The sequence below is a fragment of the Roseinatronobacter sp. S2 genome, from assembly GCF_029581395.1.
Lineage (GTDB): Bacteria > Pseudomonadota > Alphaproteobacteria > Rhodobacterales > Rhodobacteraceae > Roseinatronobacter.
Map to the genome: position 1 here is coordinate 1,451,911 of NZ_CP121113.1, position 26,873 is coordinate 1,478,783.

Annotated in this window: 22 protein-coding genes, 1 tRNA gene and 1 pseudogene; 18 read left to right on the plus strand and 6 right to left on the minus strand. The window is 60.2% G+C overall.

Features of this window, described 5'->3' with window-relative positions:
• The first annotated feature begins 42 nt into the window (after positions 1-42).
• Positions 43-384 carry an antibiotic biosynthesis monooxygenase gene (locus tag P8S53_RS06885; protein WP_277806403.1) on the plus strand — a complete coding sequence of 114 codons (342 nt, stop codon included), beginning with the start codon at positions 43-45 and terminating at the stop codon, positions 382-384.
• Positions 381-926, plus strand: coding sequence for an RNA 2',3'-cyclic phosphodiesterase (thpR, locus tag P8S53_RS06890; RefSeq protein WP_277806404.1), 546 nt, complete (start codon positions 381-383; stop codon positions 924-926). The genes P8S53_RS06885 and thpR overlap by 4 nt, the downstream gene beginning before the upstream one ends.
• 11 nt (positions 927-937) lie before the next feature.
• On the opposite strand, the gene P8S53_RS06895 is transcribed toward thpR, so the two are convergent.
• On the minus strand, positions 938-1,663 hold the full coding sequence (locus P8S53_RS06895) for a M48 family metallopeptidase (protein ID WP_277806405.1): 726 nt from the start codon (positions 1,661-1,663) through the stop codon (positions 938-940).
• A 121-nt stretch (positions 1,664-1,784) separates the two neighbouring features.
• Between P8S53_RS06895 and P8S53_RS06900 the strand changes: the two genes are divergently transcribed.
• The 7 genes from P8S53_RS06900 (at position 1,785) to P8S53_RS06930 (ending at position 8,368) form a co-directional block, all read left to right on the plus strand.
• Complete coding sequence (locus tag P8S53_RS06900) at positions 1,785-2,093, plus strand: TIGR02300 family protein (protein ID WP_277806406.1); 309 nt, start codon at positions 1,785-1,787, stop codon at positions 2,091-2,093.
• A 94-nt stretch (positions 2,094-2,187) separates the two neighbouring features.
• Positions 2,188-2,263, plus strand: a tRNA-Ala gene (locus tag P8S53_RS06905).
• Between the two features lie 94 nt (positions 2,264-2,357).
• On the plus strand, positions 2,358-2,864 hold the full coding sequence (locus P8S53_RS06910) for a DUF6538 domain-containing protein (protein ID WP_373418511.1): 507 nt from the start codon (positions 2,358-2,360) through the stop codon (positions 2,862-2,864).
• A gap of 373 nt (positions 2,865-3,237) precedes the next feature.
• Entirely contained in the window at positions 3,238-4,488 is a 1,251-nt protein-coding gene (locus P8S53_RS06915) for a sarcosine oxidase subunit beta family protein (protein ID WP_277806408.1), read from the plus strand.
• 82 nt (positions 4,489-4,570) lie between these two features.
• Complete coding sequence (locus P8S53_RS06920) at positions 4,571-4,858, plus strand: sarcosine oxidase subunit delta (protein ID WP_277806409.1); 288 nt, start codon at positions 4,571-4,573, stop codon at positions 4,856-4,858.
• On the plus strand, positions 4,855-7,806 hold the full coding sequence (locus P8S53_RS06925) for a sarcosine oxidase subunit alpha family protein (protein ID WP_277806410.1): 2,952 nt from the start codon (positions 4,855-4,857) through the stop codon (positions 7,804-7,806). The genes P8S53_RS06920 and P8S53_RS06925 overlap by 4 nt, the downstream gene beginning before the upstream one ends.
• Positions 7,799-8,368: a sarcosine oxidase subunit gamma gene (locus P8S53_RS06930; RefSeq protein ID WP_277806411.1), complete on the plus strand. Its 570-nt coding sequence runs from the start codon at positions 7,799-7,801 to the stop codon at positions 8,366-8,368. Before P8S53_RS06925 ends, P8S53_RS06930 begins: the two co-directional genes overlap by 8 nt.
• A gap of 7 nt (positions 8,369-8,375) precedes the next feature.
• On the opposite strand, the gene P8S53_RS06935 is transcribed toward P8S53_RS06930, so the two are convergent.
• Positions 8,376-9,383 (minus strand): GlxA family transcriptional regulator, encoded by a 1,008-nt coding sequence (locus P8S53_RS06935; protein ID WP_277806412.1) that lies wholly within the window; start codon positions 9,381-9,383, stop codon positions 8,376-8,378.
• Positions 9,384-9,475: 92 nt separating this feature from the next.
• Between P8S53_RS06935 and P8S53_RS06940 the strand changes: the two genes are divergently transcribed.
• A complete protein-coding gene (locus tag P8S53_RS06940; RefSeq protein WP_277806413.1) occupies positions 9,476-10,135 on the plus strand; it encodes a helix-turn-helix domain-containing protein in 660 nt (219 codons plus the stop codon).
• Position 10,136: 1 nt separating this feature from the next.
• On the opposite strand, the gene P8S53_RS06945 is transcribed toward P8S53_RS06940, so the two are convergent.
• Complete coding sequence (locus P8S53_RS06945; protein ID WP_277806414.1) at positions 10,137-10,316, minus strand: hypothetical protein; 180 nt, start codon at positions 10,314-10,316, stop codon at positions 10,137-10,139.
• 259 nt (positions 10,317-10,575) lie between these two features.
• Between P8S53_RS06945 and P8S53_RS06950 the strand changes: the two genes are divergently transcribed.
• The 5 genes and pseudogenes from P8S53_RS06950 (at position 10,576) to P8S53_RS06970 (ending at position 17,131) form a co-directional block, all read left to right on the plus strand.
• Entirely contained in the window at positions 10,576-11,472 is an 897-nt protein-coding gene (locus P8S53_RS06950) for a glutamine amidotransferase family protein (protein WP_277806415.1), read from the plus strand.
• Positions 11,473-11,474: 2 nt separating this feature from the next.
• Positions 11,475-12,158 (plus strand): protein glxC, encoded by a 684-nt coding sequence (locus P8S53_RS06955; protein ID WP_277806416.1) that lies wholly within the window; start codon positions 11,475-11,477, stop codon positions 12,156-12,158.
• Between the two features lie 11 nt (positions 12,159-12,169).
• The gene (locus P8S53_RS06960) at positions 12,170-13,513 is read left to right on the plus strand and encodes an FMN-binding glutamate synthase family protein (RefSeq protein ID WP_277806417.1); all 1,344 of its coding nucleotides are present in this window, start codon (positions 12,170-12,172) and stop codon (positions 13,511-13,513) included.
• 76 nt (positions 13,514-13,589) lie between these two features.
• Positions 13,590-14,918 (plus strand): annotated as a pseudogene (gene glnT, locus P8S53_RS06965) (type III glutamate--ammonia ligase); the annotation flags it as partial.
• Between the two features lie 206 nt (positions 14,919-15,124).
• Positions 15,125-17,131 carry a M3 family metallopeptidase gene (locus P8S53_RS06970; RefSeq protein WP_277806419.1) on the plus strand — a complete coding sequence of 669 codons (2,007 nt, stop codon included), beginning with the start codon at positions 15,125-15,127 and terminating at the stop codon, positions 17,129-17,131.
• A 280-nt stretch (positions 17,132-17,411) separates the two neighbouring features.
• On the opposite strand, the gene P8S53_RS06975 is transcribed toward P8S53_RS06970, so the two are convergent.
• Positions 17,412-18,533 carry a hypothetical protein gene (locus tag P8S53_RS06975; protein ID WP_277806420.1) on the minus strand — a complete coding sequence of 374 codons (1,122 nt, stop codon included), beginning with the start codon at positions 18,531-18,533 and terminating at the stop codon, positions 17,412-17,414.
• Between the two features lie 264 nt (positions 18,534-18,797).
• Between P8S53_RS06975 and dnaK the strand changes: the two genes are divergently transcribed.
• The 3 genes from dnaK to radC all read left to right on the plus strand — a co-directional run bounded on the left by dnaK (position 18,798) and on the right by radC (position 22,831).
• Positions 18,798-20,711, plus strand: a complete 1,914-nt coding sequence (gene dnaK / locus P8S53_RS06980; protein ID WP_277806421.1) for a molecular chaperone DnaK — start codon at positions 18,798-18,800, stop codon at positions 20,709-20,711.
• A gap of 72 nt (positions 20,712-20,783) precedes the next feature.
• Positions 20,784-21,950: a molecular chaperone DnaJ gene (dnaJ, locus tag P8S53_RS06985; protein ID WP_277806422.1), complete on the plus strand. Its 1,167-nt coding sequence runs from the start codon at positions 20,784-20,786 to the stop codon at positions 21,948-21,950.
• 122 nt (positions 21,951-22,072) lie between these two features.
• On the plus strand, positions 22,073-22,831 hold the full coding sequence (gene radC / locus P8S53_RS06990) for a DNA repair protein RadC (protein ID WP_277806423.1): 759 nt from the start codon (positions 22,073-22,075) through the stop codon (positions 22,829-22,831).
• A 45-nt stretch (positions 22,832-22,876) separates the two neighbouring features.
• Here radC and P8S53_RS06995 read toward each other — a convergent pair whose 3' ends face one another.
• Together P8S53_RS06995 and P8S53_RS07000 are read right to left on the minus strand one after the other, a co-directional pair.
• A complete protein-coding gene (locus P8S53_RS06995) occupies positions 22,877-23,998 on the minus strand; it encodes a hypothetical protein (protein WP_277806424.1) in 1,122 nt (373 codons plus the stop codon).
• A 128-nt stretch (positions 23,999-24,126) separates the two neighbouring features.
• Complete coding sequence (locus P8S53_RS07000; RefSeq protein ID WP_277806425.1) at positions 24,127-26,799, minus strand: HAD-IC family P-type ATPase; 2,673 nt, start codon at positions 26,797-26,799, stop codon at positions 24,127-24,129.
• Positions 26,800-26,873: the final 74 nt, after the last annotated feature.

The following is a 26,873-nucleotide window of genomic DNA, read 5'->3' on the forward strand; positions in this document are numbered from 1 at the left end:
GCGCCCGCTTTGCTGCACCATACAGGTCAGGAGGGCCACACCATGCAGATTACCGCCCATACAGACGGTCAGACAGTTATCAGCACGTTTGAAATGACACCGGGGACGTGCACGGATGTTCTGGATGCATTGAGCGATGCCTATGACAAGGTGATCCGCTTCCAGCCCGGTTTTCTGGGGGGTGCCATTCATGTCAATGATGCCCAGACCCGCATTTCCACCTATTCGCGCTGGCAGGCGCGCGCCGATTTTCAGGCCATGTTGCGCACCCCCCAGATGCGCGAGCGTAACCGCGAAATTGCGCGGCTTTGCGCGCGGTTTGAACCGGTGTTGTATGATGTGGCCGCCGTTTTCAGCCCCGGCAAACCTGACGAGGCCCCGTGATTCGCGCATTTCTGGCGCTGGAATTGCCCCAGCACATTCGCAGCCAGCTTGTATTGCAGCAATTTCTGATGCCGGTTGAGCGCAGGCTACCGCCAGAGAATTTTCACATCACACTGGTGTTTCTGGGTGACAGCACGCTGCACCAACTGGAAGACCTGCATCTGGCCCTAAGCGGGTTGCCCATTCCCGCCTTGCAGCTACAGATCAGGGGGCTGGGGCTGTTTGGCAAGGACAGGCCGCATAACCTGCACGCCGTAGTCGCCCCGGACGAGGGGTTGTCGCGGTTTCAGGCAAAGCTTTTGACCCTTGCGCGCGGCTGCGGCTTTCACCTGAAGCCCCGCCGCTTTCACCCGCATGTGACATTGTCCTATCTGCGCGAAGGCAGCTTTGACCGCATTGAACTGGAAACCGCCGTTGCACGGGATGCGCGGTTTTGCACCGATCCGTTCGATGTGCAGGAGGTGGCGTTGTTCCGGTCGGTGCTGCGTTCTGACGGGGCCGTGCATGATGTCCTTGAACGCTATGGCCCCGCGCATATTTGACGCGACATGCTTTAGAACCTGTAGCCATGCAGATGCGCGCCGTTCTGGCGCAACCATGTCCGGTGGTGCTGAAAATCGGGCATCAGCCCCGCCACACAGGCCCAATAGGCGCGCGAATGGTCCATATGGCGCAAATGCGCGGCCTCATGCGCGGCGACATAGTCCAGCACCGGCGGCGGTGCCATGATCAGCCGCCATGAAAACATCAGCCGCCCGTCCGCTGTGCATGACCCCCAGCGCGACCGCGTGTCGCGCAGGCTTATGGCCGCGACCGGCTTGCCCAGTGCGTCCGCATAGGCCTGCGCCGCCGGAACCAGCGCCCCGCGCGCATGGTGCTTCAGAAACGCCGCCACGCGCGCAGGCGTTCTGGTGCCGTCCGGGTCGGCGGGGACGAACAGCGTGTGGCCGTCATGGTGCATGCGCGCCGTGGTGCCTGCGGCTATATGCAGGGGCGCGCCCTTGAACATGATGGTGCTGCCAATGGTTGCGGGCATTCGTTGGGGCACCCGTTCCAGCGCCTTACGCAGCCAGTCCTGTTTTTCGGACAGAAACCCCAATGCCGTGGCCTTTGGCAGTGATTTCGGAATCGACAGCGTCACGCGCCCGTCAAGGCCGGACACGCGCAGCGACATGCGTTTTATGCGCGCGGACCGGCGCAGCGTCACCTCGATTCCGGGGGTGCCGTCCAGTTCAACGCGTTCGGTCTGCTCCAGCGGTTTATTTGGCAATCGCGCCATGTCAGCGGTGTTTCATCTGTTGGCCTGAAGGCTACGGGGGTGGATAGGGGGCTTTACAGCCCGCATCACTTATGGCACGGCAATTGGCTTGAAGGAAGGCACGCGAATAAAGGAAAACTCGATGTCCAATCCAGAATGGGGCGTAAAGCGCGTCTGCCCAGAAACGGGCAAACGGTTTTATGACCTGAACAAGAAGCCTATCATCAGCCCGTATACCGGAAAAGAAGTCACGGTCGAACCACCAGAGCGGCGTGAGTCGATGGTCGTTGCCATGGCCGAGAAGTCCAAGAAGAAACTCAAGGACGACGAAGATCTGCTGGTCGATGATGAAGATTCCGTCGACGTGGATGATGAACTGCTGGAAGATGAAGACGACGATACCGTCGCGCTGGACGATCTGGCAGATGTTGCCGGTGATGACGAAGATTAAGCTGTCAATTTTTTGACGGTGCCGGTTTTTCCTATTGCGTTGGCGGATTTGCTTTCGTAATAGGCGGGCATCGTCAGGAAGCTGGCGCAACGGTGGGGCCATAGCTCAGTTGGGAGAGCGCTTGAATGGCATTCAAGAGGTCAGCGGTTCGATCCCGCTTGGCTCCACCATATTCTACCTAGGGCGTTGAAAATACGACTCTATACCTAGTATCAGACACTTACATGCCAAATTTGGGCCACTTTGGTGGGACTCAAAGGAGGCATGAAAGACTGCGCGGATACTCTGCATCTTCGGTGTCGAAGCGGGACGTGGTGCTACGTTCGCCGCGTGACCAAGTTACTTGTGCCGATCATCGGCAAGGAATTTATCAAGCACTCGTTGAATACCAAAGACAAGGCGCAGGCGAAAAAGTTGCGCCCTCTTGAAGACATGCGCGCCGATGCCCTGTTCGCCGCTGCTGAAAATCAGCTTGCGCAATTAAGTTCGCCGCAGGTTTCAATCAAGACAACCGGCCCGCTTTGCGCAAGGTGGGGTCAGGCCCTGTTCGGGATCGACAACGCATTGATCGGGGACTGGCCGGCTGTCCGCATTCAAGACGGCAAGGCCTGCATTGTGGCTTTTGGTTCTGTGCCCGACTGGTTGTCGCAGCATGAAGCGGCGCTGCACCGCGAAATGTCGGCGCGTGGGCAACTTTCGGCACAATGTCAGGACCGGGGCGGCCTGTCGCTACAGGGGCTTGCCCCACGGCAGGCCTATCCCGCGGCGTGACGGATGCGTCAGGTTTCGTGCATCAACAGCTTTTGTTCTTTAATCAGGTGCCGCTTGGTGAATTCGACCGCCGCTTCGACATCACGCGATGCGATCTGCAACTGGGGGCGGGTGTTCGTCCTGCGATGGGTTTGGTGGGGTGGGCCGGAAACCGCGCGGGTTCATGAAATCTCGGTTGTGGTGTGTGTTGCGCAGGAATACCCTGAAAAGAAATTTTAGAACAACGAATTAGCGTGGAATAAATAGCGCGGGGGCAAAAGACTGCTTTGATGAAATCCAGTATGCGGAGTCGCATTTGAACACAGGCTTGTCCGATTTCACAACATGAACGCCGCCTTGATCCGCTAATACCGAACTGCAAGGAGTGTTTCGCATGCGCTATTCCGGTTTCAAAATCCTGAAAGAAGCCCTGAGCGGCCATAAAGGCTGGACGCCCGCGTGGCGCAACCCGGACCCTAAACCACATTACGACATCGTCATCATCGGGGGCGGCGGCCATGGTCTTGCGACGGCCCATTATCTGGCCAGCAAGTTCAGCCAGTGCAATGTCGCCGTCCTCGAAAAGGGTTGGATCGGCGGCGGCAATGTCGGGCGCAATACCACGATCATCCGGTCAAACTATCTGCTGGACGGGAATGAACCGTTCTATGAATTTTCCCTGAAACTGTGGGAAGGGCTGGAGCAGGATCTGAACTATAACGCGATGGTCAGCCAGCGCGGCATTCTGAACCTTATTCATTCCGACGCGCAGCGCGATGCATTCATCCGCCGTGGCAATGGCATGATCTTGCACGGCGCGGGCGCGGAATTGCTAAGTGCCGATCAGGTTCGGCGTGAATATCCGTTCCTGAATTTCGACGATGCGCGCTTTCCCATCAAGGGCGGGCTGGCGCAGCGGCGCGGGGGCACGGTGCGCCATGATGCGGTCGCCTGGGGCTATGCACGCGCCGCCGACAGCCGCGGCGTGGATATCATCCAGAATTGCGAAGTGACTGGTTTCCGCATTGAAAACGGCACATGCCTGGGCGTCGAAACCACACGCGGCTTTATAGGCGCGGGCAAGGTAGGGGTCGCGGTGGCGGGCAATTCCTCGCGCGTCATGGCGCAGGCAGGCATGCGCCTGCCGATCGAATCGCATGTCCTGCAAGCTTTCGTCACCGAAGGGCTGAAACCCGTTCTGCCCGGTGTCATCACATTCGGGGCGGGGCATTTTTATTGCAGCCAGTCCGACAAGGGCGGGCTGGTCTTTGGCGGCGACATTGACGGCTATAATTCCTACGCGCAGCGCGGCAACCTGCCCGTGATCGAGGATGTGGCCGAAGGCGGCATGGCGCTGTTTCCGGGCCTTGGGCGTGTCCGCCTGCTGCGCATGTGGGGCGGCGTGATGGATATGAGCATGGACGGATCGCCCATCATTGACCGCACGCATATTGATGGCCTCTATTTCAACGGGGGCTGGTGTTACGGCGGCTTCAAGGCCACGCCTGCATCAGGATGGTGTTTCGCGCATCTGCTGGCCACCGACACCCCGCATGACGTGGCCAAAGCCTATCGGTTTGACAGGTTCAGGCGCGGCCGCATGATCGATGAAAAAGGGATGGGCGCGCAGCCCAACCTGCATTGAGGGGCGCCATGCAGGTTTCATCTTGCCAGAAATACTCAAATAACCCGGCCCCGTTCTGGGCCATCCGCCAAAGGGGGCGCGCATGATCATCAACCACCCGCTTCTTGGCCCCTGCGATGCGCAGGAATTCACCTATCTGGGCGATGCGCGTCTGATCGATCGCCCCGATGGAATGGCAGGGGGCGCAGAAGATGCGTTCTACGACTACGCTTACTTACGCGACAATCCGGCGGGCGAGCATCGCGAGTTGTGGTTTCACGAACAAGGCGACCGCAGTTGGCTGGTTGTTACCCGCAACACCGTAACCCATGAGATCACTTCTGTGGAACTGGCGCGCGATGTGGCACGCAAACAGGGGCGGGGCGTATGAACAGGTTACCCACAGGCGGGCAGATCGACCGCTCAACGCGGCTGCGCTTTACCTTTGACGGGCGGCCCTATTATGGGCATGCGGGCGACACGCTGGCCTCGGCATTGCTGGCCAATGGGGTGCGGCTGATGGGGCGGTCGTTCAAATATCACCGCCCGCGCGGGGTGTTGTCTGCGGGCAGCGAAGAACCCAACGCCTTGGTGCAGTTGCGCAAGGGCGGGTGGCAGGAACCCAACACCCGCGCCACAGTGGCAGAATTGTTCGACGGGTTGAATGCAGCCTCGCAAAACGCATGGCCCGGCCTGAAATTCGATGCGCTGGCCATCAATGACCGGCTGTCGAACTTTTTGACGGCTGGCTTTTATTACAAAACCTTCATGTGGCCTGCGGCATTCTGGGAAAAGCTTTATGAGCCGATCATCCGGCGCGCGGCGGGGCTGGGGTCCATCACCACAGACCCCGATCCTGACGGGTATGACCGGGGTTTTCTGCATTGTGACCTGCTGGTCATCGGGGCGGGGCCTGCCGGTCTGGCTGCCGCGCTGACCGCAGGGCGCGCAGGTGCGCGCGTCATCCTTGCGGATGAGGATTTTCGCATGGGGGGGCGGCTGAATGTCGAAACCCATGCGTTGGGTGACCAGTCTGGCGCGGATTGGGCGGCGGGTGTTGTCGCGGAACTGGCCAGCCTGCCCAATGTACGGTTGCTGGCGCGCACCACTGTGCTGGGCGCGTTTGATCACGGCATTTACGCCGCCGTTGAACGTGTGGCCGACCATCTGGCGCAACCTGCACCGGGCAAGCCGCGCCAGATATTGTGGCGCATCTATTCCAGACGGGCGGTATTGTGCGCGGGCGCGATTGAACGGCCCATAGCATTCGCCAATAATGACCGCCCCGGCATCATGCTGGCAGGCGCATTGCGCGCCTATGTCAACCGCTGGGCGGTGACGCCTGCGCAAACTGTGGCCGTGTTAACCAATAACGATGACGGCCACCGCACCGCGCGTGACCTGTTGGCGCAGGGCGTTGATGTGGCCGCGATTATCGACACCCGCGCTGATGCACCCGCCTGTGATGGTGTGCAGGTCATGGCAGGCGCGCAAGTAGTGGACAGTGCAGGGCGGCTGGGGCTGAAATCCGTCACAGTGCGGCAGGCAAACGGGCAGGAACACCGCATCAGCATTGGCGCGCTTGGCGTGTCGGGCGGCTGGAACCCGAATGTGGCGCTAAGCAGCCACCAACGCGGGCGGCCTGAATGGGATGATGCCATCGCGGCCTTCGTGCCGGGCGGGGCGCTGCCACAGGGCATGCAGGTTGCGGGCGCGGCCCTTGGACAGTTCAGCACGCAGGGCGCGCTTTCATCGGGGGCAGGGGCCGCCATACAGGCCCTGTCCGATCTGGGCAAAACCGCGCAGACCCCTGATTTGCCCATGGCCGAGGATGGGGAGGTCCGCATCACGCCGTTCTGGCATGTGGGCGGCACGAAAGCGCGCGCATGGCTGGATTTCCAGAATGATGTGACTGTGAAGGACGTGACGCTGGCCCATCAGGAAGGGTTCCGCGCCGTGGAGCACCTGAAACGCTACACCACGCTTGGCATGGCCACCGATCAGGGCAAGACCTCGAATATGGGGGGGCTTGCGGTCATGGCCGAGTTGACGGGCCAAAGCATTGCGCAAACCGGCACAACCATGTTCCGCCCGCCCTATACGCCGGTTGCCTTGGGCGCGCTTGCGGGCCGGTCGGTGGGGCGCGATTTTCGCCCCACACGCCTGACACCCAGCCACACCTGGGCGGTTGAGCAAGGCGCAACATTTGTCGAGGTTGGCATGTGGCTGCGCGCGCAATACTTCCCCCGCGCGGGCGAAACTGATTGGCGGCAATCCGTGGACCGCGAAGTGCGCGCGACGCGCTGCAGTGTCGGCGTGTGCGATGTCACCACACTGGGCAAGATTGATGTGCAGGGCAGTGACGCGGCGGCATTTCTGAACCGCATCTATTGCAACGGGTTTGCCAAACTGGCCGTGGGCCGTGTGCGCTATGGCCTGATGCTGCGCGAAGATGGCATTGCTATGGATGACGGCACCGCCGCACGTTTGGCGCACGATCATTTCGTCGTCACCACCACAACGGCCAATGCAGTGTCGGTGTTTCGCCATATGGAGTTTGCCCGCCAATGCCTGTGGCCGGATATGGATGTGCAGCTGATTTCCACGACAGAAGCATGGGCGCAATTTGCCGTGGCCGGGCCAAAGTCCCGCGCGCTGTTGCAAAAGATTGTGGACCCTGAATTTGACCTGTCCAATGACGGGTTTGCGTTCATGGCCTGCGGTGAAATTACCGTTTGCGGCGGCTACCCTGCGCGGCTGTTTCGCATCTCGTTCTCGGGCGAGCTGGCGTATGAAATTGCCGTGCCCACGCGCTATGGTGATGCGCTGATGCGCCGGTTGATGGACGCGGGCCGCGAATTCGATGTCACCCCCTACGGCACCGAAGCACTGGGCGTCATGCGCATAGAAAAGGGCCATGCCGCCGGAAATGAACTGAACGGCCAGACAACGGCGCTGAACCTTGGCATGGGTCGCATGGTCAGCGACAAGAAAGACAGCATCGGCGCAGTGCTGTCGCGCCGCGAAGGGTTGCAAGAAGAAAATGGCCTGCGGATGGTGGGGTTCATGCCCACATCCCCGCAAGACCGTGTGATTGCAGGCGCGCATCTGCTGGAAAAGGGGGCTGCCCTGCGCGCCGCCAACGATCTGGGCTATGTGACATCGGCCTGCTATTCCCCCACGCTGGACAGCTATATTGCCATTGGGTTTCTGAAGGCGGGCGATACGCGCCTTGGCGATGTGCTGCGCGCGGCGTCGCCCCTGACGGGACATGATACCGAAGTGACTGTCGTGTCACCCCATTTTGTCGACCCAGACGGAGGACGCCTTCGTGCATGACCTTGCCCCCCTGACCGCGCTGGGGACCAGTGCGCCGCAACGCGACACCATTGGCCCCGTCACGATAACGGAAAACCCCGACAGGGCGCTGGCGTCCGTTGCCGCGCGCCTTGGGCAGGACGCGGCCTGCACCAAGGCATTGGCAAGCGTTCTTGGCGTGCCGGTCCCCGATGTGGCGCAATGTGTCCAGGGACCTGCGCTGGGGGCGTTCTGGATGGCGCAACATTGTTGGATGGTCGATGGCCCCTATGATCTGGATGACCCGCAGACCGATCTGGCCGCCCGCCTGAAGGCCGAATTGGGCGACATGGCCAGTGTCACCGACCAAAGCGGGGCTTGGGTGCGGTTTGATGTGCACGGGGACGGGCTGGGTGCGTTGTTTGAACGGCTGTGCAATCTGGACACGGCGCGCATGACGGATGGGTCTGCGCGGCGCACTGTGATTGAGCATCTGGGGTGTTTCGTGCTGTCCCACAGGGGCGGCAATACCGTCTACGGCCCGCGGTCGTCAGCGCAAAGCCTGCATCACGCCTTGATCACCGCCGCGCGTTCGGCGTTCTGAGCCACGTTCACGCCGACGGCACGGACCGGTTGTCCTGCACACGGAACACATTGATCTTGCGGCGTTCTTCTTCGGGCGGCAGGCCGTAGGTTTCCTGATAACGCTGCCGGAACGGACTGGCCGAGGAATAGCCGATCGCCAGCGCAATTTCACGCATGGATTTGTTGGAATACAGCACCAGTTGCCGCGCCGCCGCCAGCCGCAGGTTGCGGTAATAGGCCAGCGGGCTTTTATCCGTCAGTTTTTTGAACAGCCGTTCCAGATGGCGCGGCGACACATTGATCTGTTCGCAGATATCGGCAATGCAGATCGGATCTTCCAGATTATCGGACATGATCTGCACCGCGCTGGCAACGGGTTCGGGCATCATATCTGCGGTGGCTGCCGCGCGCAGGGCTGGGATGCGTTGTCTTGTCCCTGCGCCGCGTCCGGGCTGGTGCTGGAACCAGCAGGCCACTTCGGTCATGATTTCCGGCCCAAGGCGCGCTTCTATCAGCATCAGCGACAGATCAAACGCGGCGGCGGCACCCGACACTGTAACCCGCCGCCCGTCTGTCATGATGACATCATCGGTGGTCGCGTGGTCGGGGAATTCATCGGCGAAGGCGGCTGCATAACACCAATGCACCGAACACACGCGATCTGCCATGACACCCGCACGCACCAGCGGAAACACCCCCCCACTGACCGCGCCAAGAACGGTGCCGTGGCGTTCCAACGCACGCAGGGCGGCATTGCCACTGCGCGGGTTTTCAAACTGCGCATTGGGCGGGCTTAGCACGATCAGGTAATCCAGCGCCCCGCTTTGCGCCAGACTGGCCGACGGGTGAAACGCCACTTGTGCGCTGCTTTCCACTGGTGTTCCCGTTTCTGACAACAAGGTCCATCGAAAGGGTGTGTGACCTGCAATTTCATTCGCCGCGCGCAAGGGTTCAATCAGCGACGTCAGGCAGGCCATTGGGAAGCCCGGAAAAATCAGGAAACCCAGATGCATATTTTCATTTGCGGTTGTCAAATCTATACTCTGATGAAACATAGCTGCTGTGTTCCGGTTCGGTTGGGGAATGTTTGTGCCGTGCCCTGTTGCGCAGTCAAGGAGGAATCATCTTGAAGCATGCCCAAAGCGCCCCGCGCAAGGATACGAAAACAGCGCTTTCCCAAGACCCGCACCTTGTGCGTGAAGAACGCGAAAAGGTGCTGGAAGTTGCTATCGGGCGGGAAGTGCGCGGCTACAGGCACCAGAAGGGCATGACGGTGGCCGATCTGGCGCAGGCCACCGGCCTGTCGATTGGCATGTTGTCCAAGATCGAAAACGGCAACACCTCGCCTTCGCTGACCACGTTGCAGACGCTGGCCAACGCGCTGAGCGTGCCGCTGACATCGTTCTTTCGCCGCTTTGAGGAACACCGCGAAGCGGTGCATACCAAGGCTGGCGAAGGGGTCGAGATTGAACGTGCAGGCACGCGGGCGGGGCATCAATATAACCTGCTGGGGCATATCGGGGTGAATGCCAGCGGGGTGATGGTCGAACCCTATCTGATTACGCTGAGCACCAGCGCTGACATTTTTCCAACATTTCAGCATGGCGGGATTGAGACGATTTACATGCTTGAAGGGGAATTGCTGTATCGTCACAGCGACCAACTGTACCATTTGCAACCTGGCGACACTTTGTTCTTCGATGCAGATGCCCCTCACGGCCCCGAAGGGCTGGAAAAATTGCCCGCACGCTATCTGTCGATCATCGCCTATCCGCAAAACGGCTGACTTAACGTTCAAGGGGTGGTTCCGTGTCCAGATCGGGCCAGATACCGGCTGATGTGGGCTTGCCGTCGTCATATTGCGCTATGCACCACCGGATGGGCGTTCGGTCGGTGCGGTAGAAGGCGCAATCCTCAATAAATACGAACTCGCTATTACCGCGGCTTGCTGGTTTATCTTTGGTCAATATTTCACCCTGAATGGGAAGGAAATAAGGGGCGGGGGGTATCATTCGGCCCGAATCAATATGCTGCAATCACGGATGGCCGGACCGGATTTCGCGACTATGCGCGTGCCATATGTTGGTGCTGGGCAGTGTGGCGGGCCTGAATTGCACGAAATTTCAGCGCTAAAGTAACTGAAGGGAAAAATATATTCTTACCAGTTGATTCCGATGAGGCCACTTGATAGCGTTTGCCCAAGCGCAATTTGCAAGGGAATTGGTGATGTGCGGAATAGTTGGGCTGTTTCTGAAAGATCGTTCGCTGGAGCCGCAGCTTGGCGCGATGCTGACAGATATGCTTGTGACAATGACAGATCGCGGCCCCGACAGTGCAGGGATCGCAATTTACGGGGCTGGGCAGGCGGGGCAGGCCAAGCTGACTGTCCAGTCGGACACGGCGGATGCGGATTTTGCCACACTGGCCGATGAACTGGGCCAGATGTTGGGGGCCGACGTCACGCAGCGCCGCGCTGATACACATGCGGTGCTGACCCTGCCTGCCGCACAGGCACAGGCCGCGCGCGATGCCCTGGCCACATTACGCCCCGGTCTGCGCATCATGAGTGATGGACAAAGCATTGAGATTTATAAAGAAGTCGGCCTGCCGCGCGATGTCGCCGCGCGGTTCGATCTGGCGTCCATGTCGGGCAGTCACGGCATCGGGCATACGCGTATGGCCACCGAATCTGCCGTGACGACCCAAGGTGCGCACCCGTTTTCAACCGGGGCCGACCAATGCCTTGTGCATAACGGATCATTGTCCAACCACAATAACCTGCGCCGCACCCTGAAGCGTGCTGGCGTGCGCATCGACAGCCAGAATGATACCGAAGTGGGCGCAGCCTATGTGACATGGAAAATGCAGCAAGGTGCCACTTTGGGCGAGGCGCTGGAAGGCACGCTTGAGGATCTTGACGGGTTCTTCACCTTCGTTGTGGGCACCAAGGACGGCTTTGGCGTGGTGCGCGACCCGATCGCGTGCAAGCCTGCGGTCATGGCCGAAACCGATCAGTATGTAGCCTTCGGGTCCGAATATCGCGCGCTGGTCAACCTGCCGGGTATCGATGCGGCGCGCGTCTGGGAACCCGAACCCGCCACTGTTTATTTCTGGAGCCACTGATCATGCAAACTATTGATCTTGCCACCCAACCCTTGCGTGAGTTGAACAGCACGCTTCAGGCGCAATCCGCGCAGACCAATGCAACCGCTTGGGAAGTGCTGAACCCACGTGGCGCGCATGCCATCGCCGTGGGGCTGGATGCGCCTATTGAAGTCACCGTGCGCGGTGTCACCGGATATTACTGCGCGGGCATGAACAAGCAGGCGCATATTCATGTGACCGGATCGGTCGGGCCGGGTGTGGCGGAAAACATGATGTCGGGCACCGTCATCATTGATGGCGATGCCAGCCAGTATGCAGGCGCCACAGGGCGCGGTGGCTTGCTGGTCATCAAGGGCAATGCCTCATCTCGCTGCGGGATTTCCATGAAAGGGATCGACATCGTGGTGCATGGCAATGTGGGCCATATGTCGGCCTTCATGGCGCAGGCGGGCAACTTGGTGGTGTGTGGCGACGCGGGTGATGCGCTGGGCGATTCCATTTATGAAGCGCGCCTGTTCGTGCGCGGGTCGGTCAAAAGCCTTGGGGCGGATTGCGTGGAAAAGGAAATGCGCGCCGAACATCTGGAACTCCTGCGCGATCTGCTGGACCGCGCCGGTGCGGATGCAAGGCCCGAGGACTTCCGGCGCTACGGGTCTGCGCGCAAGCTTTATAATTTTGATGTTGATAATGCGGCTGCATATTGAAGGATATGACAATGAACGATCATGACACCCGCATTCCGCGCACAGTGCCGATTCAGTCGGCCACGTTTTCCAACCCCATCAATGCAGAAATCCGCCGTGCGGCGGCAACGGGCATTTATGACATTCGCGGGGGCGGCGCAAAACGCAAGGTGCCGCATTTTGACGACCTGCTGTTTTTGGGCGCGTCGATCAGCCGCTACCCGCTGGAAGGCTACCGCGAGAAATGCGACACGCGCGTGACCCTTGGCACGCGGTTTGCGAAAAAACCCATCGAGTTGGACATTCCCGTTACCATCGCGGGCATGAGTTTTGGTGCGCTGTCGGCGCAGGCCAAGGAAGCGCTGGGGCGCGGGGCATCCGCTGCGGGGACATCCACCACCACCGGCGACGGGGGCATGACGCCCGAAGAACGCGGCCATTCCAGCAAGCTGGTTTATCAATACCTGCCATCGCGCTACGGGATGAACCCCGATGATCTGCGCCGCGCCGATGCGATTGAAATCGTTGTGGGGCAGGGCGCAAAACCGGGGGGCGGCGGCATGCTGCTGGGCCAGAAAATTTCTGACCGCGTGGCCGAAATGCGCACCCTGCCCAAAGGGATTGACCAGCGGTCTGCCTGTCGTCACCCCGACTGGACAGGGCCGGATGATCTGGAAATCAAAATTCTGGAACTGCGTGAAATCACCGGCTGGCAGGTGCCTATCTATGTCAAGGTCGGCGGCACGCGGCCCTATTACGACACGGCGCTGGCGGTCAAGGCGGGCGCGGATGTGGTGGTGTTGGACGGCATGCAGGGCGGCACGGCTGCCACGCAGGATGTGTTCATCGAACATGTGGGCCTGCCGACGCTGGCCTGTATCCGGCCCGCCGTGCGCGCATTGCAGGATCTTGGCATGCACCGTGAAGTGCAGCTTGTCGTCTCGGGCGGCATTCGCACCGGCGCGGATGTGGCCAAAGCCTTGGCGCTGGGTGCGGATGCGGTCGCGATTGGCACGGCGGCACTGATTGCGCTGGGCGATAATGACCCCAGATGGGAAAGCGAATACCAAAAACTGGGCACGACGACAGGGGCCTATGATGACTGGCATGAAGGGCGCGATCCGGCGGGCATTACCACGCAGGACCCCGAACTTGCCGCGCGCCTTGACCCTGTTGAGGCAGGCCGCCGCCTGAGCAACTATCTGAAGGTGATGACGCTGGAAGCGCAGACCATCGCACGCGCCTGCGGGCACAACCACCTGCACAATCTGGAACCCGAAGACCTGTGCGCGCTGACCATGGAAGCGGCTGCCATGGCGCAGGTGCCGCTTGCGGGCACAGACTGGTATCCCGGCAAACCGGGAACTGGCTACTAAACCATTTGGCGCGGGTCGGACGGGGGTCCGGCCCGCGCAATCACTTTGAAAACACGCGACCAACAGGGACAAGAAAATGACACTCGATCTTGCAAGCTTTGCAGCGGAACGCGGCATCAAATACTTCATGATCTCTTTTACCGATCTGTTCGGCGGACAGCGGGCGAAACTGGTGCCCGCACAGGCCATTGCCGACATGCAGGAAGATGGCGCGGGCTTTGCGGGCTTTGCCACCTGGCTGGACCTGACCCCTGCCCATCCCGACATGCTGGCCGTGCCCGACCCGTCATCGGTGATCCAACTGCCATGGCAGCCGGATGTGGCATGGGTGGCTGCAAACTGCATCATGGAAGGGCAGGATGTGGCGCAGGCCCCGCGCAATGTGCTGCGCCGCCTGATTGATGACGCCGCCAGCGAAGGACTGCATGTCAAGACGGGCATCGAGGCCGAGTTCTTCTTGCTGACCCCCGCAGGCGACCAGATTTCAGACCCGTTCGATACTGCCGCCAAGCCCTGCTATGACCAGCAGGCGGTGATGCGCCGCTATGATGTGGTCCGCGAAATTTGCGATTACATGCTGGATCTGGGCTGGGGCCCGTATCAGACCGACCACGAAGATGCCAATGGCCAGTTCGAAATGAACTGGGAATTCGATGATGTGCTGGCCACGGCAGACAAGCACAGCTTTTTCAAGTTTATGACCAAATCTGTGGCCGAAAAGCACGGCTTCCGCGCCACATTCATGCCCAAACCCATCGAAGGGCTAACTGGCAACGGGTGTCATGTTCACATCTCGGTCTGGGACGGCAAGGGCAAGGACGCGAAAGCCAATGTCTTTGCCACTGACAAGGGGCAGGGCCAGACGGGCGAATTGGGTTTGTCCGACAAGGGGCGCGCGTTTCTTGGTGGTATCATGAAACACGCATCTGCCCTAGCGGCGATCACGAACCCCACAGTGAACAGCTACAAGCGCATCAATGCACCGCGCACCATTTCAGGGGCAACATGGGCCCCCAATTCCGTGACATGGACGGGCAATAACCGCACCCATATGGTGCGCGTGCCCGGACCGGGGCGGTTTGAACTGCGCCTGCCCGACGGGGCGGCCAACCCCTATCTGTTGCAGGCCGTTGTCATTGCCGCGGGGCTTAGTGGCATTCGCACCAATGCCGATCCGGGCAAACGCTGGGATATTGACATGTATGCCGAAGGCCACAAGGTCGAAGGGGCCCCCAAATTGCCGTTGAACATGCTGGACGCCCTGCGCGCCTATGAAGCGGATGGCGCGTTGATGACGATGATGGGGGCGGAATTTTCCAGCGCCTATCTGAAACTGAAAAAGCAGGAATGGAATTCCTTTGTGTCCCATTTCAGCCGCTGGGAACGTGAACACACGCTGGATATCTTATGCGGGGATCGGGGCGGTAAATTCCGGCGGCTGCACGGGATGATCGGCCCCGCGCCACCTGCGGGACAGCCCCGCAGGCGGCGCAGGCATAATCTGCCCCCTTCGCGGCATGCTGCTGCACGCGACAACCGGCAGACAGCGCTGTTCCATCTGGGCGGGTCATGGTCTAGCCTGCGTCAGACATGACACACAAAGGGCACCTGATGACAAACCCGCTTCTTTCCGACTGGCAGACAGAGTTTCACCTGCCGCCCTTCGCCGATATTCGGGACGGGGATTTCGCACCCGCCTTTGAGGCGGCCCTTCAGGCGGGCCGCGCGGCCTACGCTGCCATTGCCGACAACCCCGATGCGCCCACATTCGCCAACACCATTGACGCGATGGAACGCGCCGATGACTTGCTGGACCGCGTGGCGGGGGTGTTTTTCAACCTGTCGGGCAGTGATTCCAACCCCGCACGCGAAGCGCTGCAACGCGAACTGTCCCCGACACTGTCGGCCTATTCGTCGGAAATCATCAATAACCGCAAGCTGTTTGACCGGATCGAAACCCTTTGGGCCAGCCGCGACCAGCTTGACCTGAACGCAGAACAGGCGCGCGTGCTGATGTTGTATCGGCGCATGTTCGTGCGCGCAGGGGCCGCGCTGGAAGGGGCGGATGCCACGCGCCTGACCGATGTGAAATCGCGGCTGGCTAGCCTTGGCACGGAATTTACCCAAAACCTGCTGGCCGATGAACGCGACTGGATGATGCCGCTGGAGGATCTGGCGGGCCTGCCGGATTTCGTGATTGCCAATGCAAAAGCGGCCGCCGAAGAACGGGGGCGCGACGGCTATGTGGTAACACTGAACCGGTCGCTGATTGTGCCGTTCTTGCAGTTTTCAACGCGGCGCGACCTGCGCGAAAAAGCCTATGAGGCATGGACCGCACGCGGCGCAAACGGGGGCAAGACCGACAACCGCGCAATCGCGGCCGAAGTGCTGGCCTTGCGCGCCGAACGCGCGGGCCTGCTGGGGTATGAAAGTTTCGCCCGCTACAAGCTGGAAACCGAAATGGCGGGCACGCCCGATGCGGTGCGCGATTTGCTGATGCAGGTCTGGACGCCTGCGCGCACCAAGGCCATGGCAGACGCCGCCAAGCTGGAGGCGATGCTGCATGCAGACGGGTGTGATGGCCCGCTGGAGCCGTGGGACTGGCGGTTTTACGCGGAAAAACTGCGCCGTGCAGAACATGATCTGGATGAGGCCGCGCTGAAACCCTACCTGTCGCTGGACAATATGATCGCCGCCGCTTTTGACTGCGCAAACCGGCTGTTCGGGCTGGAATTCCGCGCGCTGGATGTGGCCCTGTATCATCCTGATGCCCGCGCATGGGAGGTGACACGCAATGGCCAGCATATGGCGGTGTTTATCGGCGATTATTTTGCGCGCGGGTCCAAACGGTCGGGGGCGTGGTGTTCAACCATGCGCAGCCAGCGCAAACTGGGCGGCGAGGTGCGGCCAATCGTCGTGAATATCTGCAATTTCGCCAAGGGCGATCCGGCGCTTCTGTCCTATGACGATGCGCGCACGCTGTTTCATGAATTCGGCCACGCGTTGCATCAGATGCTGTCAGATGTGACTTACGGGCTGATTTCCGGCACATCGGTGGCGCGCGATTTTGTGGAATTGCCCAGCCAATTGTATGAACACTGGCTGGAAGTGCCCGAAGTGCTGGCCCGCCATGCCCGCCATGTGGATACGGACGAGGCCATGCCCCAAGATATGCTGGATCGCCTTCTGGCCGCGCAGAATTTCGATCAGGGCTTTGCGACAGTCGAATATGTGGCATCTGCCTTGGTGGATCTGGAATTTCATGACGGCCCGCCACCTGCCGACCCCATGCAGAAACAGTCGCAGGTGCTGGACGGCTTGGGCATGCCGCGCGCGATACGGATGCGCCATGCAACGCCGCATTTCGCGCATGTATTTTCGGGCGATGGCTATTCCAGCGGATATTACAGCTACATGTGGTCAGAGGTTATGGATGCCGACGCGTTCGAGGCGTTCCGCGAGGCGGGCAGTGCGTTCGATGCGCAAACCGCCGCGAAACTGGAACGCTTCATCCTGTCCGCCGGTGGACGTGACGAGGCAGAGGCGCTTTATACCGCCTTCCGTGGTCGTATGCCGGGGGTGGACGCGCTGCTGAAAGGGCGCGGGCTGGCTGCGTAAATAAAACGGCGCGGGAAGGGGACGCCCCAAGGCGCGGAGCAAAGGGCTTCAGCCCGCTGCGCCATCGGTGGGCCGTCCCGCGGCCTGCCGATGACCTATGGACAATTCCAGCCTTTCAGCTTTGGAGTATGCCGCCTGCATAAAGTGAACCCCTATACCGTGGGATCGGCAGTCCCCGGCCCACCGCTGGCGCGGGCGTTCTTCATGCCCCCAAACCCCATTCAAGCCAAAGGGCCGGGAAATTCCCGGCCCCGTTTCGCTACGAATGGTTGTAAGGGGATCAGATCGCGTAGCGCAGCACCGCCGCAAGTTCTGCTTCTTGCGGGATATCCGCGCGGCGCACGGCGATGACCTTGCCACCATTTGCCAGAACACGGCCTGCGATTTCATCAATCACGCCATAGCTGACGGCGCTTTGATCGGTGTCAAATGTCACCTCGCCCGTTGTTTCATCAACAACGCCCGGCACAACAGTGTCCATATCCACCAGAAGGGTGTCCACCGCCCCGAAGGTTGCAGCACGCGCGGCGCGCGCCACTTGCGTGGTTGCACGCCCTTCGTTTTCGCGTGCGGCATAAAGCTCGCCAAACGCTTTTACCGAGGCGTCGTTGATGCCATCAACGATTTCACGGGCCTGTGCGCCCAACTCATGGGCGGGCACGCGCACGGGGCTTGTGGTAATGGCGTGTTCGGCCAGGTGCGGGTAGGTGTTGATCGAGCGATACATCGACAAAAGCGGGTCGGTTGCCGCCAGAATCAGCGGCTCGTGGCGGCCTGACAGCAGGGCGCGCAGGCCTGCATCAACCGCGCGCGCATATTGACGCAGATGGTGTTTCTGCCCTTCGCCGCCGCCCTGACGCCCCGAATAGCTGCGCGAATTAACGTTCGCGGTGCCCGCAACCGATGCGGCATCCTTGGGCAGGTTGGGCACCCTGATTTCCTGCGCGGGCTGATCGCCCAGTAATTCGATCACGCGCACCTCGTTTTCGGCCAGCGCCAGCACGAAGGCGTGCTGCGGCATGGACACGGCACGCAACAACGGTTTCAGATGAAACCTGTCGGCCACTTGCACGGTTTCAGACAAATGATTGGGCAACCGGTAGCTGCGCAGGCTGTCAGGGGTCACGAAAATGGCCAGAGAATTGGCCTGCAAACGCCAGAAGTCGTCATCATCCATCAGGTCATGCAGCTGTTCTTCAATCGGCCAGATGGTGCGCTTGGCAACGCCTGCCTGCTGCAACTGCTCTACCGCGTCCTGCGTCAGTTGCTTCAGCGTCGTGCGGGCCGCATCAATGTGCTGCGTTTCGGGGGTGGTTTTCAGATAGATACTGATTTGTGCCTCGCCGCGGGCGGAAACAAGTTGGCCCAATTCGGTTTGGCTTGGAATATCAACGTATAGCATGATCACTTTACTCCTATTTCGATGGTCTTGCTGTTCAATGACAGGTCAGGTGCAGCGCCGCAAGCGCGACCCTGCGACGCGGTATGTGGAAAGAAATTGCACTTTTCGTGCAATTTCACAGCTCTGTTACGGTTGCAGCTCTCAAACCCCCTTCCTATATAGCGCACAAGACACCCCAGCGGGGTATTACAACGAAAAACAGATGGGCCGGGGCCTGACAGGACCAGCCCGCTGCCACATCGCTTGAAGAAGAGGATGCACATCATGGCTAAAGTCATCGGGATCGACCTTGGGACCACCAACTCCTGCGTTTCCATCATGGACGGGGCAAGCGCACGGGTCATTGAAAATGCCGAAGGCGCGCGCACAACGCCGTCCATCGTGGCATTTACGGAAAGCGAACGCCTTGTCGGCCAGCCTGCGAAACGTCAGGCCGTGACCAACCCGACCAATACTGTCTATGCCGTCAAGCGCCTGATTGGCCGCCGCCTGACAGATGCCGAAGTGGAAAAGGACAAGAACCTTGTTCCCTACAACATCATTGATGGCGGCAATGGCGACGCATGGGTCGAATCGCGCGGCGAAAAATACAGCCCCAGCCAGATTTCGGCATTCATCCTGCAAAAGATGAAAGAAACCGCCGAAAGCTATCTGGGTGAAAAGGTGACACAGGCTGTGATCACCGTGCCTGCCTATTTCAACGACGCCCAGCGTCAGGCCACCAAGGATGCGGGCAAGATTGCCGGTCTTGAAGTGCTGCGCATCATCAACGAACCCACCGCTGCCGCATTGGCCTATGGTCTGGACAAGAAAGAAACCCGCACCATCGCGGTCTATGACCTTGGCGGCGGCACGTTCGACATTACCATTCTGGAAATTGACGACGGCCTGTTTGAAGTGAAATCCACCAACGGGGACACGTTCCTTGGTGGCGAAGATTTCGACATGCGCATCGTCAATTACCTGGCATCGGAGTTCAAGAAAGAGAACGGCGTCGACCTGACGATGGACAAGATGGCGCTTCAGCGTCTGAAAGAAGCCGCCGAGAAGGCCAAGATCGAGTTGTCCAGCTCCAGCCAGACGGAAATCAACCAGCCCTTCATCAGCATGGACAAGAACACCGGCCAGCCGCTGCACCTTGTCATGAAACTGACACGCGCCAAGCTGGAATCGCTGGTGGGCGATCTGATCAAGAACTCGTTGAAGCCTTGCGCGGCCGCGCTGAAAGACGCCGGCCTGTCAAAAGGCGACATTGACGAGGTGATCTTGGTGGGCGGCATGACCCGCATGCCCAAGGTGATCGAGGAAGTGACCAACTTCTTCGGCAAGGAACCGCATAAAGGCGTGAACCCTGATGAAGTGGTGGCCATGGGTGCGGCCATTCAGGCCGGTGTTTTGCAAGGCGACGTCAAGGATGTTGTGCTGCTGGACGTCACACCGCTGTCGCTGGGCATTGAAACGCTGGGCGGGGTGTTCACCCGCCTGATCGACCGCAACACCACCATCCCGACCAAGAAAAGCCAGGTGTTCAGCACGGCTGAGGATCACCAGAACGCCGTGACAATCCGCGTTTTCCAGGGTGAACGTGAAATGGCGGCCGACAACAAGATGCTGGGCCAGTTCAATCTGGAAGATATCCCGCCGGCACCACGCGGTATGCCCCAGATCGAGGTGACGTTCGACATTGACGCGAACGGCATTGTCAACGTGTCCGCCAAGGACAAGGGCACTGGCAAAGAGCAAAAGATCACCATTCAGGCATCGGGTGGTCTGTCGGATGAAGATATCGAAAAAATGGTCAAGGATGCCGAAGCCAATGCCGAGGCCGACAAGCAACGCCGCGAATTGGTCGAGGCGAAGAATCAGGCAGAAAGCCTGATCCATTCGACCGAAAAATCCGTGGAAGAGCACAAGGACAAGGTTGACCCGACCACGGTTGAAGCGATCGAACTGGCAGTGGCCGCGCTGAAGGAAACGGTTGAAGGGGATGATGCGGGCAAGATCAAGTCCGGCATCCAGAACGTGACCGAGGCATCCATGAAGCTGGGCGAGGCCATCTACAAGGCGCAGGCAGAAGCCGCTGACGGTGCTGATGCCGGTGAAGATGAACCGCGCAGTGTTGATGATGACATTGTCGACGCCGATTTCGAAGATCTCGACGACAACAAGCGCAGCTAAACCCCTTGGCAGGAAACCCGTAGCCGGTCTGAATTCGTTCAGGCCGGTTGCATCATTGGAAAGTAAGCCCACATGGCCAAACGCGATTTCTATGAAGTTCTGGGCGTCAGCCGTTCCGCCTCTGCCGAGGAAATCAAGAAAGCCTATCGCAAAAAGGCCAAGGAACTGCACCCCGACCGGAACTCTGACAACCCCAATGCCGAAGCGCAGTTCAAGGAAGCCAATGAGGCTTATGATGCGCTGAAAGATGCCGACCGCAAGGCCGCCTATGACCGCTTTGGTCATGCCGCATTCGATGGCAGCATGGGCGGCGGGGGTGGTCATCCGGGTGCGGCGGGTGCACGCGGCGGATTTGGCGGCAATGGCGATTTTGCCAGCGCATTTTCCGATGTGTTCGAAGACCTGTTTGGCGATTTCGTCGGTGGCGGGCGTGGCGGCGCACGCACGCGTGCCAGCCGCGGGTCGGACCTGCGCTATAATATGCGCATCTCGCTGGAAGAAGCCTTTAGCGGAACGCGCAAGACCATCCGTGTGCCGCGCCTGTCGCAATGCGAAGCCTGCAATGGCACCGGCGCCGAAGGCGGGGCCGAACCTGTCACCTGCCCGACCTGTTCGGGAATGGGCAAGGTGCGGGCACAACAGGGTTTTTTCACTGTTGAACGCACCTGTCCGACCTGTGGCGGGAATGGCCAGATCGTCAAGAACCCGTGTGCCGCCTGCGGTGGCGCAGGGCGTGTGGAAAAGGAATCAACCCTGTCGGTCAATATTCCCGCAGGCGTTGAAACCGGCACGCGCATCCGCCTGTCGGGCGAGGGCGAGGCGGGGCTGCGTGGCGGTCCTGCGGGGGATCTGTATATTTTCGTCAATGTGGCCGAACACCAGATATTCAAACGCGACGGCGTCACGCTTTATTGTCATGTCCCCGTCAGCGTGGCCCGTGCCGCCCTTGGCGGAGAGGTCGAGGTGCCGACCATCGATGGCGGGCGCTCGCGCGTCAAGGTGCCTGCGGGCAGCCAGTCGGGGCGGCAGATGCGCCTGCGCGGCAAGGGCATGCCCGCGCTGCGCGGCGGTGGTCAGGGCGACATGCTGATCGAACTGGCTGTGGAAACGCCGGTTAATCTGACGGCACGGCAAAAGGAATTGCTGGAAGAGTTTGAAAAGCTGAGTGCGGAAAACAACCCCGAAAGCAGCGGCTTTTTTGACAAGGTTAAAAGCTTCTGGGATGGCATGAAAAACTGATCTTGGGCCTGTGCCATTGTGCGCGACCGTGACATGCGAAAACAAAAGATCAGAGTGTATCATGTGACTGCGGTATACTCTGGTTAACGGTTTCTTAGCCAATGCAAGCTAGGCTTGCGGGTATGGCACAGGACACTTCAGGATTTTCAGATGCGGCATTGCCCCTGTTCGGGGCGGTAGCGGGTGTAACTGTTCCGCCCGCGCCTGTGCCGTCCTATCTGCGCGATCACCGCAAAAGATTGCGCGCGCGCTTTCTGGATGGTGGCGCGGATGCCATGCCGGATTATGAATTACTGGAATTGCTTTTATTTCGCGCCATCCCGCGACAAGATGTCAAGCCATTGGCCCGCAGCCTGATTGATACATTTGGCGATCTGAACCGCGTGATTGCAGCGCCTGCCGCACGGTTGCGCGCGGTCGGCGGGGTGGGTGATGCCGTGATTGCCGAATTGAAACTTGCGCAAGCCTGCGCACAGCGCATGGCGCGCGCACGGGTGATGAACAGGCCGGTCATTTCCAGTTGGGCCGCATTGCTGGATTATTGCCACACCGCCATGTCGCACCGCGAAACCGAACAGTTCCGTGTGCTGTTTCTGGACCGGAAGAATGTTCTTGTCGCAGATGAAGCGCAAGGGCAGGGCACAGTTGATCATGTGCCGGTCTATCCGCGCGAAATTCTGCGCCGCGCGCTGGAACTGAATGCCTCGGCGTTAATTCTGGTGCATAATCACCCGTCCGGTGATCCCACCCCGTCGCAGGCAGATATCGACATGACGCAAACCATTCTAGCGGCCTGCGCGGCCCTGTCGATTACCCTGCATGACCATATTGTTATCGGCCAATCCTGCGAATTAAGCTTTCGCAGCAGCGGGTTGCTGTAGGGCCGCGCCGCATCAGCCCTGATTGTGCGGCCCCGGACTGCGTGCTCAGTCCTGACCAGCGGCCATCAGAAGGGCCGTGTCTTGCAGATCCAGCGGCAGCGCATGCTGGGCATGTTCAAACGGCAGCGCGATCACAGCCACCCCTTGATCAGGGCCGCAGTCCGGCATGGCCAGTGACAATTCCTTCAGCCCCGCTGTCTGCCCGCCATCGCTTTGCAGGACATAGGCTGACAGATCCTTTCCGCAGCTGCGGAAATCATGGGCGGCTTCCAGTTCGACGCGCGACTGCCCCAGCATGGCGACCGGCACGGAATAGATATGCGCCATCATCGCGTCGGGTCCATGTGTTTCGCCCAGACTGATGACAAATGCTTCTTGCAGGTCAGGATCAAACGGGCGGGATGCATGGATATGGCCGCTGCTGCCATAGGCCGCATCTTGATGAAACGCGTGCAGGCTTAGTCCGAAATCACCCGTCCATTGGACGATGACACGGTGATGCAACGTGACATCCGGCACAGTGGTACTGGCCTGTAACAATGTGCCATCTTCAAGAAAGGCATCGACACTGGCGTCTTCGGCCAACGCGGGAATATAGGCCGAGAATGCCCCGTCTTCATCGGTGTAGGCGCTGAACGCCAGATCGCCATGACTGATAACCACGCGTTGCGATGCGTTGCACGGGGCCGACAGGCGCATGTTCAGCAGGGCATCGACGCTTGCTTCCAGGGCGATATTTGCCGAGCAGTCGGCGTGATGTTCGTCATATTCGTCAAGGCTCGCTTCAGCCAGCGCCAGTTCCGGACGAAAATCGGCATCCAGACGCAATGCGTTATCACCGCGCAGATCGGGTTCCAGCGCGCCCAGTATAAGTTCCGGCTTAGCACTGTCCGCGCTTTCGGTGGTGGCGGTATCGATGTTCAGGGGCAGGTCGGGTTCAGCCAGTGATGCGGCAGGTATCGCGCCCTCATCCTTCGCAATTGACGATCCGGCCCCGATCAGGCTGGCACCAACCACCGTGCCATTCGCGCTTTGAGGCGTGGATTGGGTCTGCGCCTGAGGCTGGGGCTGCGATGGATCGCCGATGAATTCCTTGGCCGCAAAGATGGACGCAGCGATACCGGCAATGGCAATGGCGGTTCCACGGATAATGATTTGACTGTTCATGACATGCTCCAGACACAAGTACTCTGCCCGTCAGATGACAGCAGAATCTGGCTGTAATTGGGCCAAAGAATGTCGTTTATGTCAGATTGTAGACAGTCCGGCGCGGCCAAACCAAGCAACCGAAAGGGTCAGCCCGCGCCCAGTTTCTTCCAAGTCTGCGCGGCGAATTTGTCCAGTTCCAGCACCAACAGCAATGCGACACCCGCCAGCGTGCATTGCGCAATCTGCCATGCGCTAAGGGCGACCGTGTCAAACAGGGCCTGCATGAAGGGCAGATAGGTGAAGCCAGCTTGCAGGACCACGACCAGCGCGACCGCGATCAGCACAGCCGGTGTGCCCTTGACCCCTTCCCATGAAATCGATCCCCCTTGCCGGTAGCGCACGGAAAACAGGTAGAACACTTCCATGGCGACAAGCGTGTTCAGCGCCATGGTGCGGGCTTCATCAAGACCTGCGCCCTGCGCCTGTGCCAGACCGAACTGGCCGAAGATGCCCATAGCAAACAAGCCCGACACCAGAAACACGCGCCACAGGATGAAGCGTGACATGATCGGCGCATTGGCCGCGCGCGGGGGCTGGCGCATAATGCCTGCCTCGGCGCGTTCAAAGGCCAGCGACATGGCCAGCGCCACCGAACTGACCATATTGACCCACAGAATTTGCAGCGGCGTGATGGGCAGCATCAGCCCGAACAACACAGCTATGATCAGGGAAATCGACTCTCCCCCGTTTACAGGCAGCAGGAAGGTGATCACCTTCTTCAGGTTCGCATAGACCGCGCGCCCCTGTTTCACCGCTTCCGCGATAGAGGCGAAATTGTCATCCGCCAGCACGAAATCGGATGCTTCGCGCGCGGCCTCGGACCCTTTTTTACCCATGGCGATACCTGCATCGGCACGTTTCAGGGCGGGCGCATCATTCACCCCGTCGCCGGTCATGGCCACAACTGCACCGCGCGCCTGAAGGGCCTGCACCAGTCGCAATTTATGTTCCGGGCTGGTGCGCGCGAATATGTCGGTGCGGCGAATTGCAGCTTCCAGTGTGGTATCATCCATCTGGTCGATTTCCGCGCCGGTCAGGGGGGTGTCGGTCTGTGTCAGCCCGATCTGGCGGCCAATAGCTGCGGCAGTGCCCGCATGGTCGCCCGTGATCATCTTGACGGAAATACCGGCGCTGTGGCATTCGGCGACGGCGGCAATCGCTTCTTCGCGCGGCGGGTCGATCAGGCCTGTAAGCCCCACCAGAACAAGCCCCTTCGCCACCGTGTCATGTGTCAGATCATCCCCGTCATGGGCCATTTGCGCCAGTGCCAGAACGCGCTGGCCGTCATTGGCGATGGCAAGGGCCGCGTCATTCCAGTAGCTGCGATCCAGCGTTTGCGCGCCGTCCGGTCCCAGTTGCTGGGCACAATGCGCAATCACCTGTTCGGGCGCGCCCTTCAGCAGGATCTGTCCGCCCTGCAATACCGCCATATAGCGATAGCGCGCATCGAACGGAATGCTGGCGCGGGGCTTCGGGTGTTGGTCAGGGTCACGCCCCGCCCGCGCAGCAAAGGCCAGCAGCGCGCCTTCCATCGGGTCCCCCTCGACGCGCCAGCCCTTGTCATCGTGCACCAATGCGGCGGTGTTGCACAATGCAGCGATCCTTGCCATGGCGTCCAGCGTGGTGCGGTCGCCGCCCTGAACATGGCCTTCGGGGGAATACCCCTCGCCGGTGACTTTTAGGGTGTCCGTCGCGGTGACAACCGACGCCACCATCATTTCATTTCGCGTCAGCGTGCCGGTCTTGTCTGAACAGATCGTCGATACCGCGCCCAGTGTCTCGATAATTGGCAAGCGGCGGATAATGGCATTGCGCCGCGCCATGGTCTGCACGCCGATGGCCAGTGTCACAGTCAGCACGGCGGGCAGACCTTCGGGGATTGCGGCGACAAACAGGCCCACAACGACCATGAACGCTTCGGCAAAGGGCATGTCGCGGAAGGCAAGGGTGAAGGCCAATATGCCCGCCGACAATGCCATGACGAACCCTGTCAGATATTTGGCAAACACTTCCATCTGACGGATCAGCGGGGTCTTCAGGGTCTGGACCTGCGACATCATCGTGCTGATGCGTCCGATTTCCGTGCCATCGGCGGTTGCGGTGACAACCCCTGTTCCGGTGCCTTCGGCAACCATGGTCCCGCTGAACGCCATGGTCTTGCGGTCCCCCAGATCGGCCGCTGCATCCACAGGCGTGACGGATTTGCGCACCGGCACGGATTCCCCTGTCAGAATGGCTTCTTCCACCGACAGGCCAGCCACATCCAGCAAGCGCAGATCAGCGGGCACTTTGTCGCCCGCTTCCAGCAAAACAATGTCCCCCGGAACCAGATCGGCGCCGGAAATGGCCTGTCGCTTGCCCGCGCGTATGACATTTGCCTTGGGCGCCAGCATATCGCGCAAGGCGTCCAGCGCGGCCTCGGCGCGGCCTTCCTGCACGAAACCGATGACCGCGTTGATGGTGACCACTGCCATGATCACGCCCGTATCGATCCAGTGGCCCAATGCTGCCGTTATCAGGGCCGCGCCCACCAGCACCAGAATCAACAGGTTGTTGAACTGCCGCGCAAGGCGCATCAGCGGGCCGGGGCGGGGGGCATCCGGCAACCTGTTGGGGCCATGCGTTTCCAGCTTCTGGCGTATCTGATCCGCGTCCAGCCCGTCGGGCTGGCTGTCAAGCTGGGTCAGAACGTCTTCGGCGGGGGTGGCCCAGGGTGTGCTGTGATCGCGCATGTTGGTGTTTTCCTGTGCTCTGGTCATTGCGGTGCTTCTATCAGGTTACGCTGGCGGTCGAATTGATCCTGCGCAACCCCGTGATTGGCAGGTGCGGCATG

Coding starts and splice junctions, on each gene's coding strand:
- P8S53_RS06895 (WP_277806405.1), bottom strand. CDS start 1,663: ATGGCGCGATTGCCAAATAAACCGCTGGAGCAGACCGAACGCGTTGAA.
- radC (WP_277806423.1), top strand. CDS start 22,073: ATGGCACAGGACACTTCAGGATTTTCAGATGCGGCATTGCCCCTGTTC.
- dnaK (WP_277806421.1), top strand. CDS start 18,798: ATGGCTAAAGTCATCGGGATCGACCTTGGGACCACCAACTCCTGCGTT.
- P8S53_RS06920 (WP_277806409.1), top strand. CDS start 4,571: ATGATCATCAACCACCCGCTTCTTGGCCCCTGCGATGCGCAGGAATTC.
- P8S53_RS06975 (WP_277806420.1), bottom strand. CDS start 18,533: ATGCTATACGTTGATATTCCAAGCCAAACCGAATTGGGCCAACTTGTT.
- P8S53_RS06915 (WP_277806408.1), top strand. CDS start 3,238: ATGCGCTATTCCGGTTTCAAAATCCTGAAAGAAGCCCTGAGCGGCCAT.
- P8S53_RS06910 (WP_373418511.1), top strand. CDS start 2,358: ATGAAAGACTGCGCGGATACTCTGCATCTTCGGTGTCGAAGCGGGACG.
- P8S53_RS06955 (WP_277806416.1), top strand. CDS start 11,475: ATGCAAACTATTGATCTTGCCACCCAACCCTTGCGTGAGTTGAACAGC.
- P8S53_RS06950 (WP_277806415.1), top strand. CDS start 10,576: ATGTGCGGAATAGTTGGGCTGTTTCTGAAAGATCGTTCGCTGGAGCCG.
- P8S53_RS06925 (WP_277806410.1), top strand. CDS start 4,855: ATGAACAGGTTACCCACAGGCGGGCAGATCGACCGCTCAACGCGGCTG.
- P8S53_RS07000 (WP_277806425.1), bottom strand. CDS start 26,799: ATGACCAGAGCACAGGAAAACACCAACATGCGCGATCACAGCACACCC.
- P8S53_RS06885 (WP_277806403.1), top strand. CDS start 43: ATGCAGATTACCGCCCATACAGACGGTCAGACAGTTATCAGCACGTTT.
- P8S53_RS06995 (WP_277806424.1), bottom strand. CDS start 23,998: ATGAACAGTCAAATCATTATCCGTGGAACCGCCATTGCCATTGCCGGT.
- dnaJ (WP_277806422.1), top strand. CDS start 20,784: ATGGCCAAACGCGATTTCTATGAAGTTCTGGGCGTCAGCCGTTCCGCC.
- P8S53_RS06960 (WP_277806417.1), top strand. CDS start 12,170: ATGAACGATCATGACACCCGCATTCCGCGCACAGTGCCGATTCAGTCG.
- P8S53_RS06900 (WP_277806406.1), top strand. CDS start 1,785: ATGTCCAATCCAGAATGGGGCGTAAAGCGCGTCTGCCCAGAAACGGGC.
- P8S53_RS06970 (WP_277806419.1), top strand. CDS start 15,125: ATGACAAACCCGCTTCTTTCCGACTGGCAGACAGAGTTTCACCTGCCG.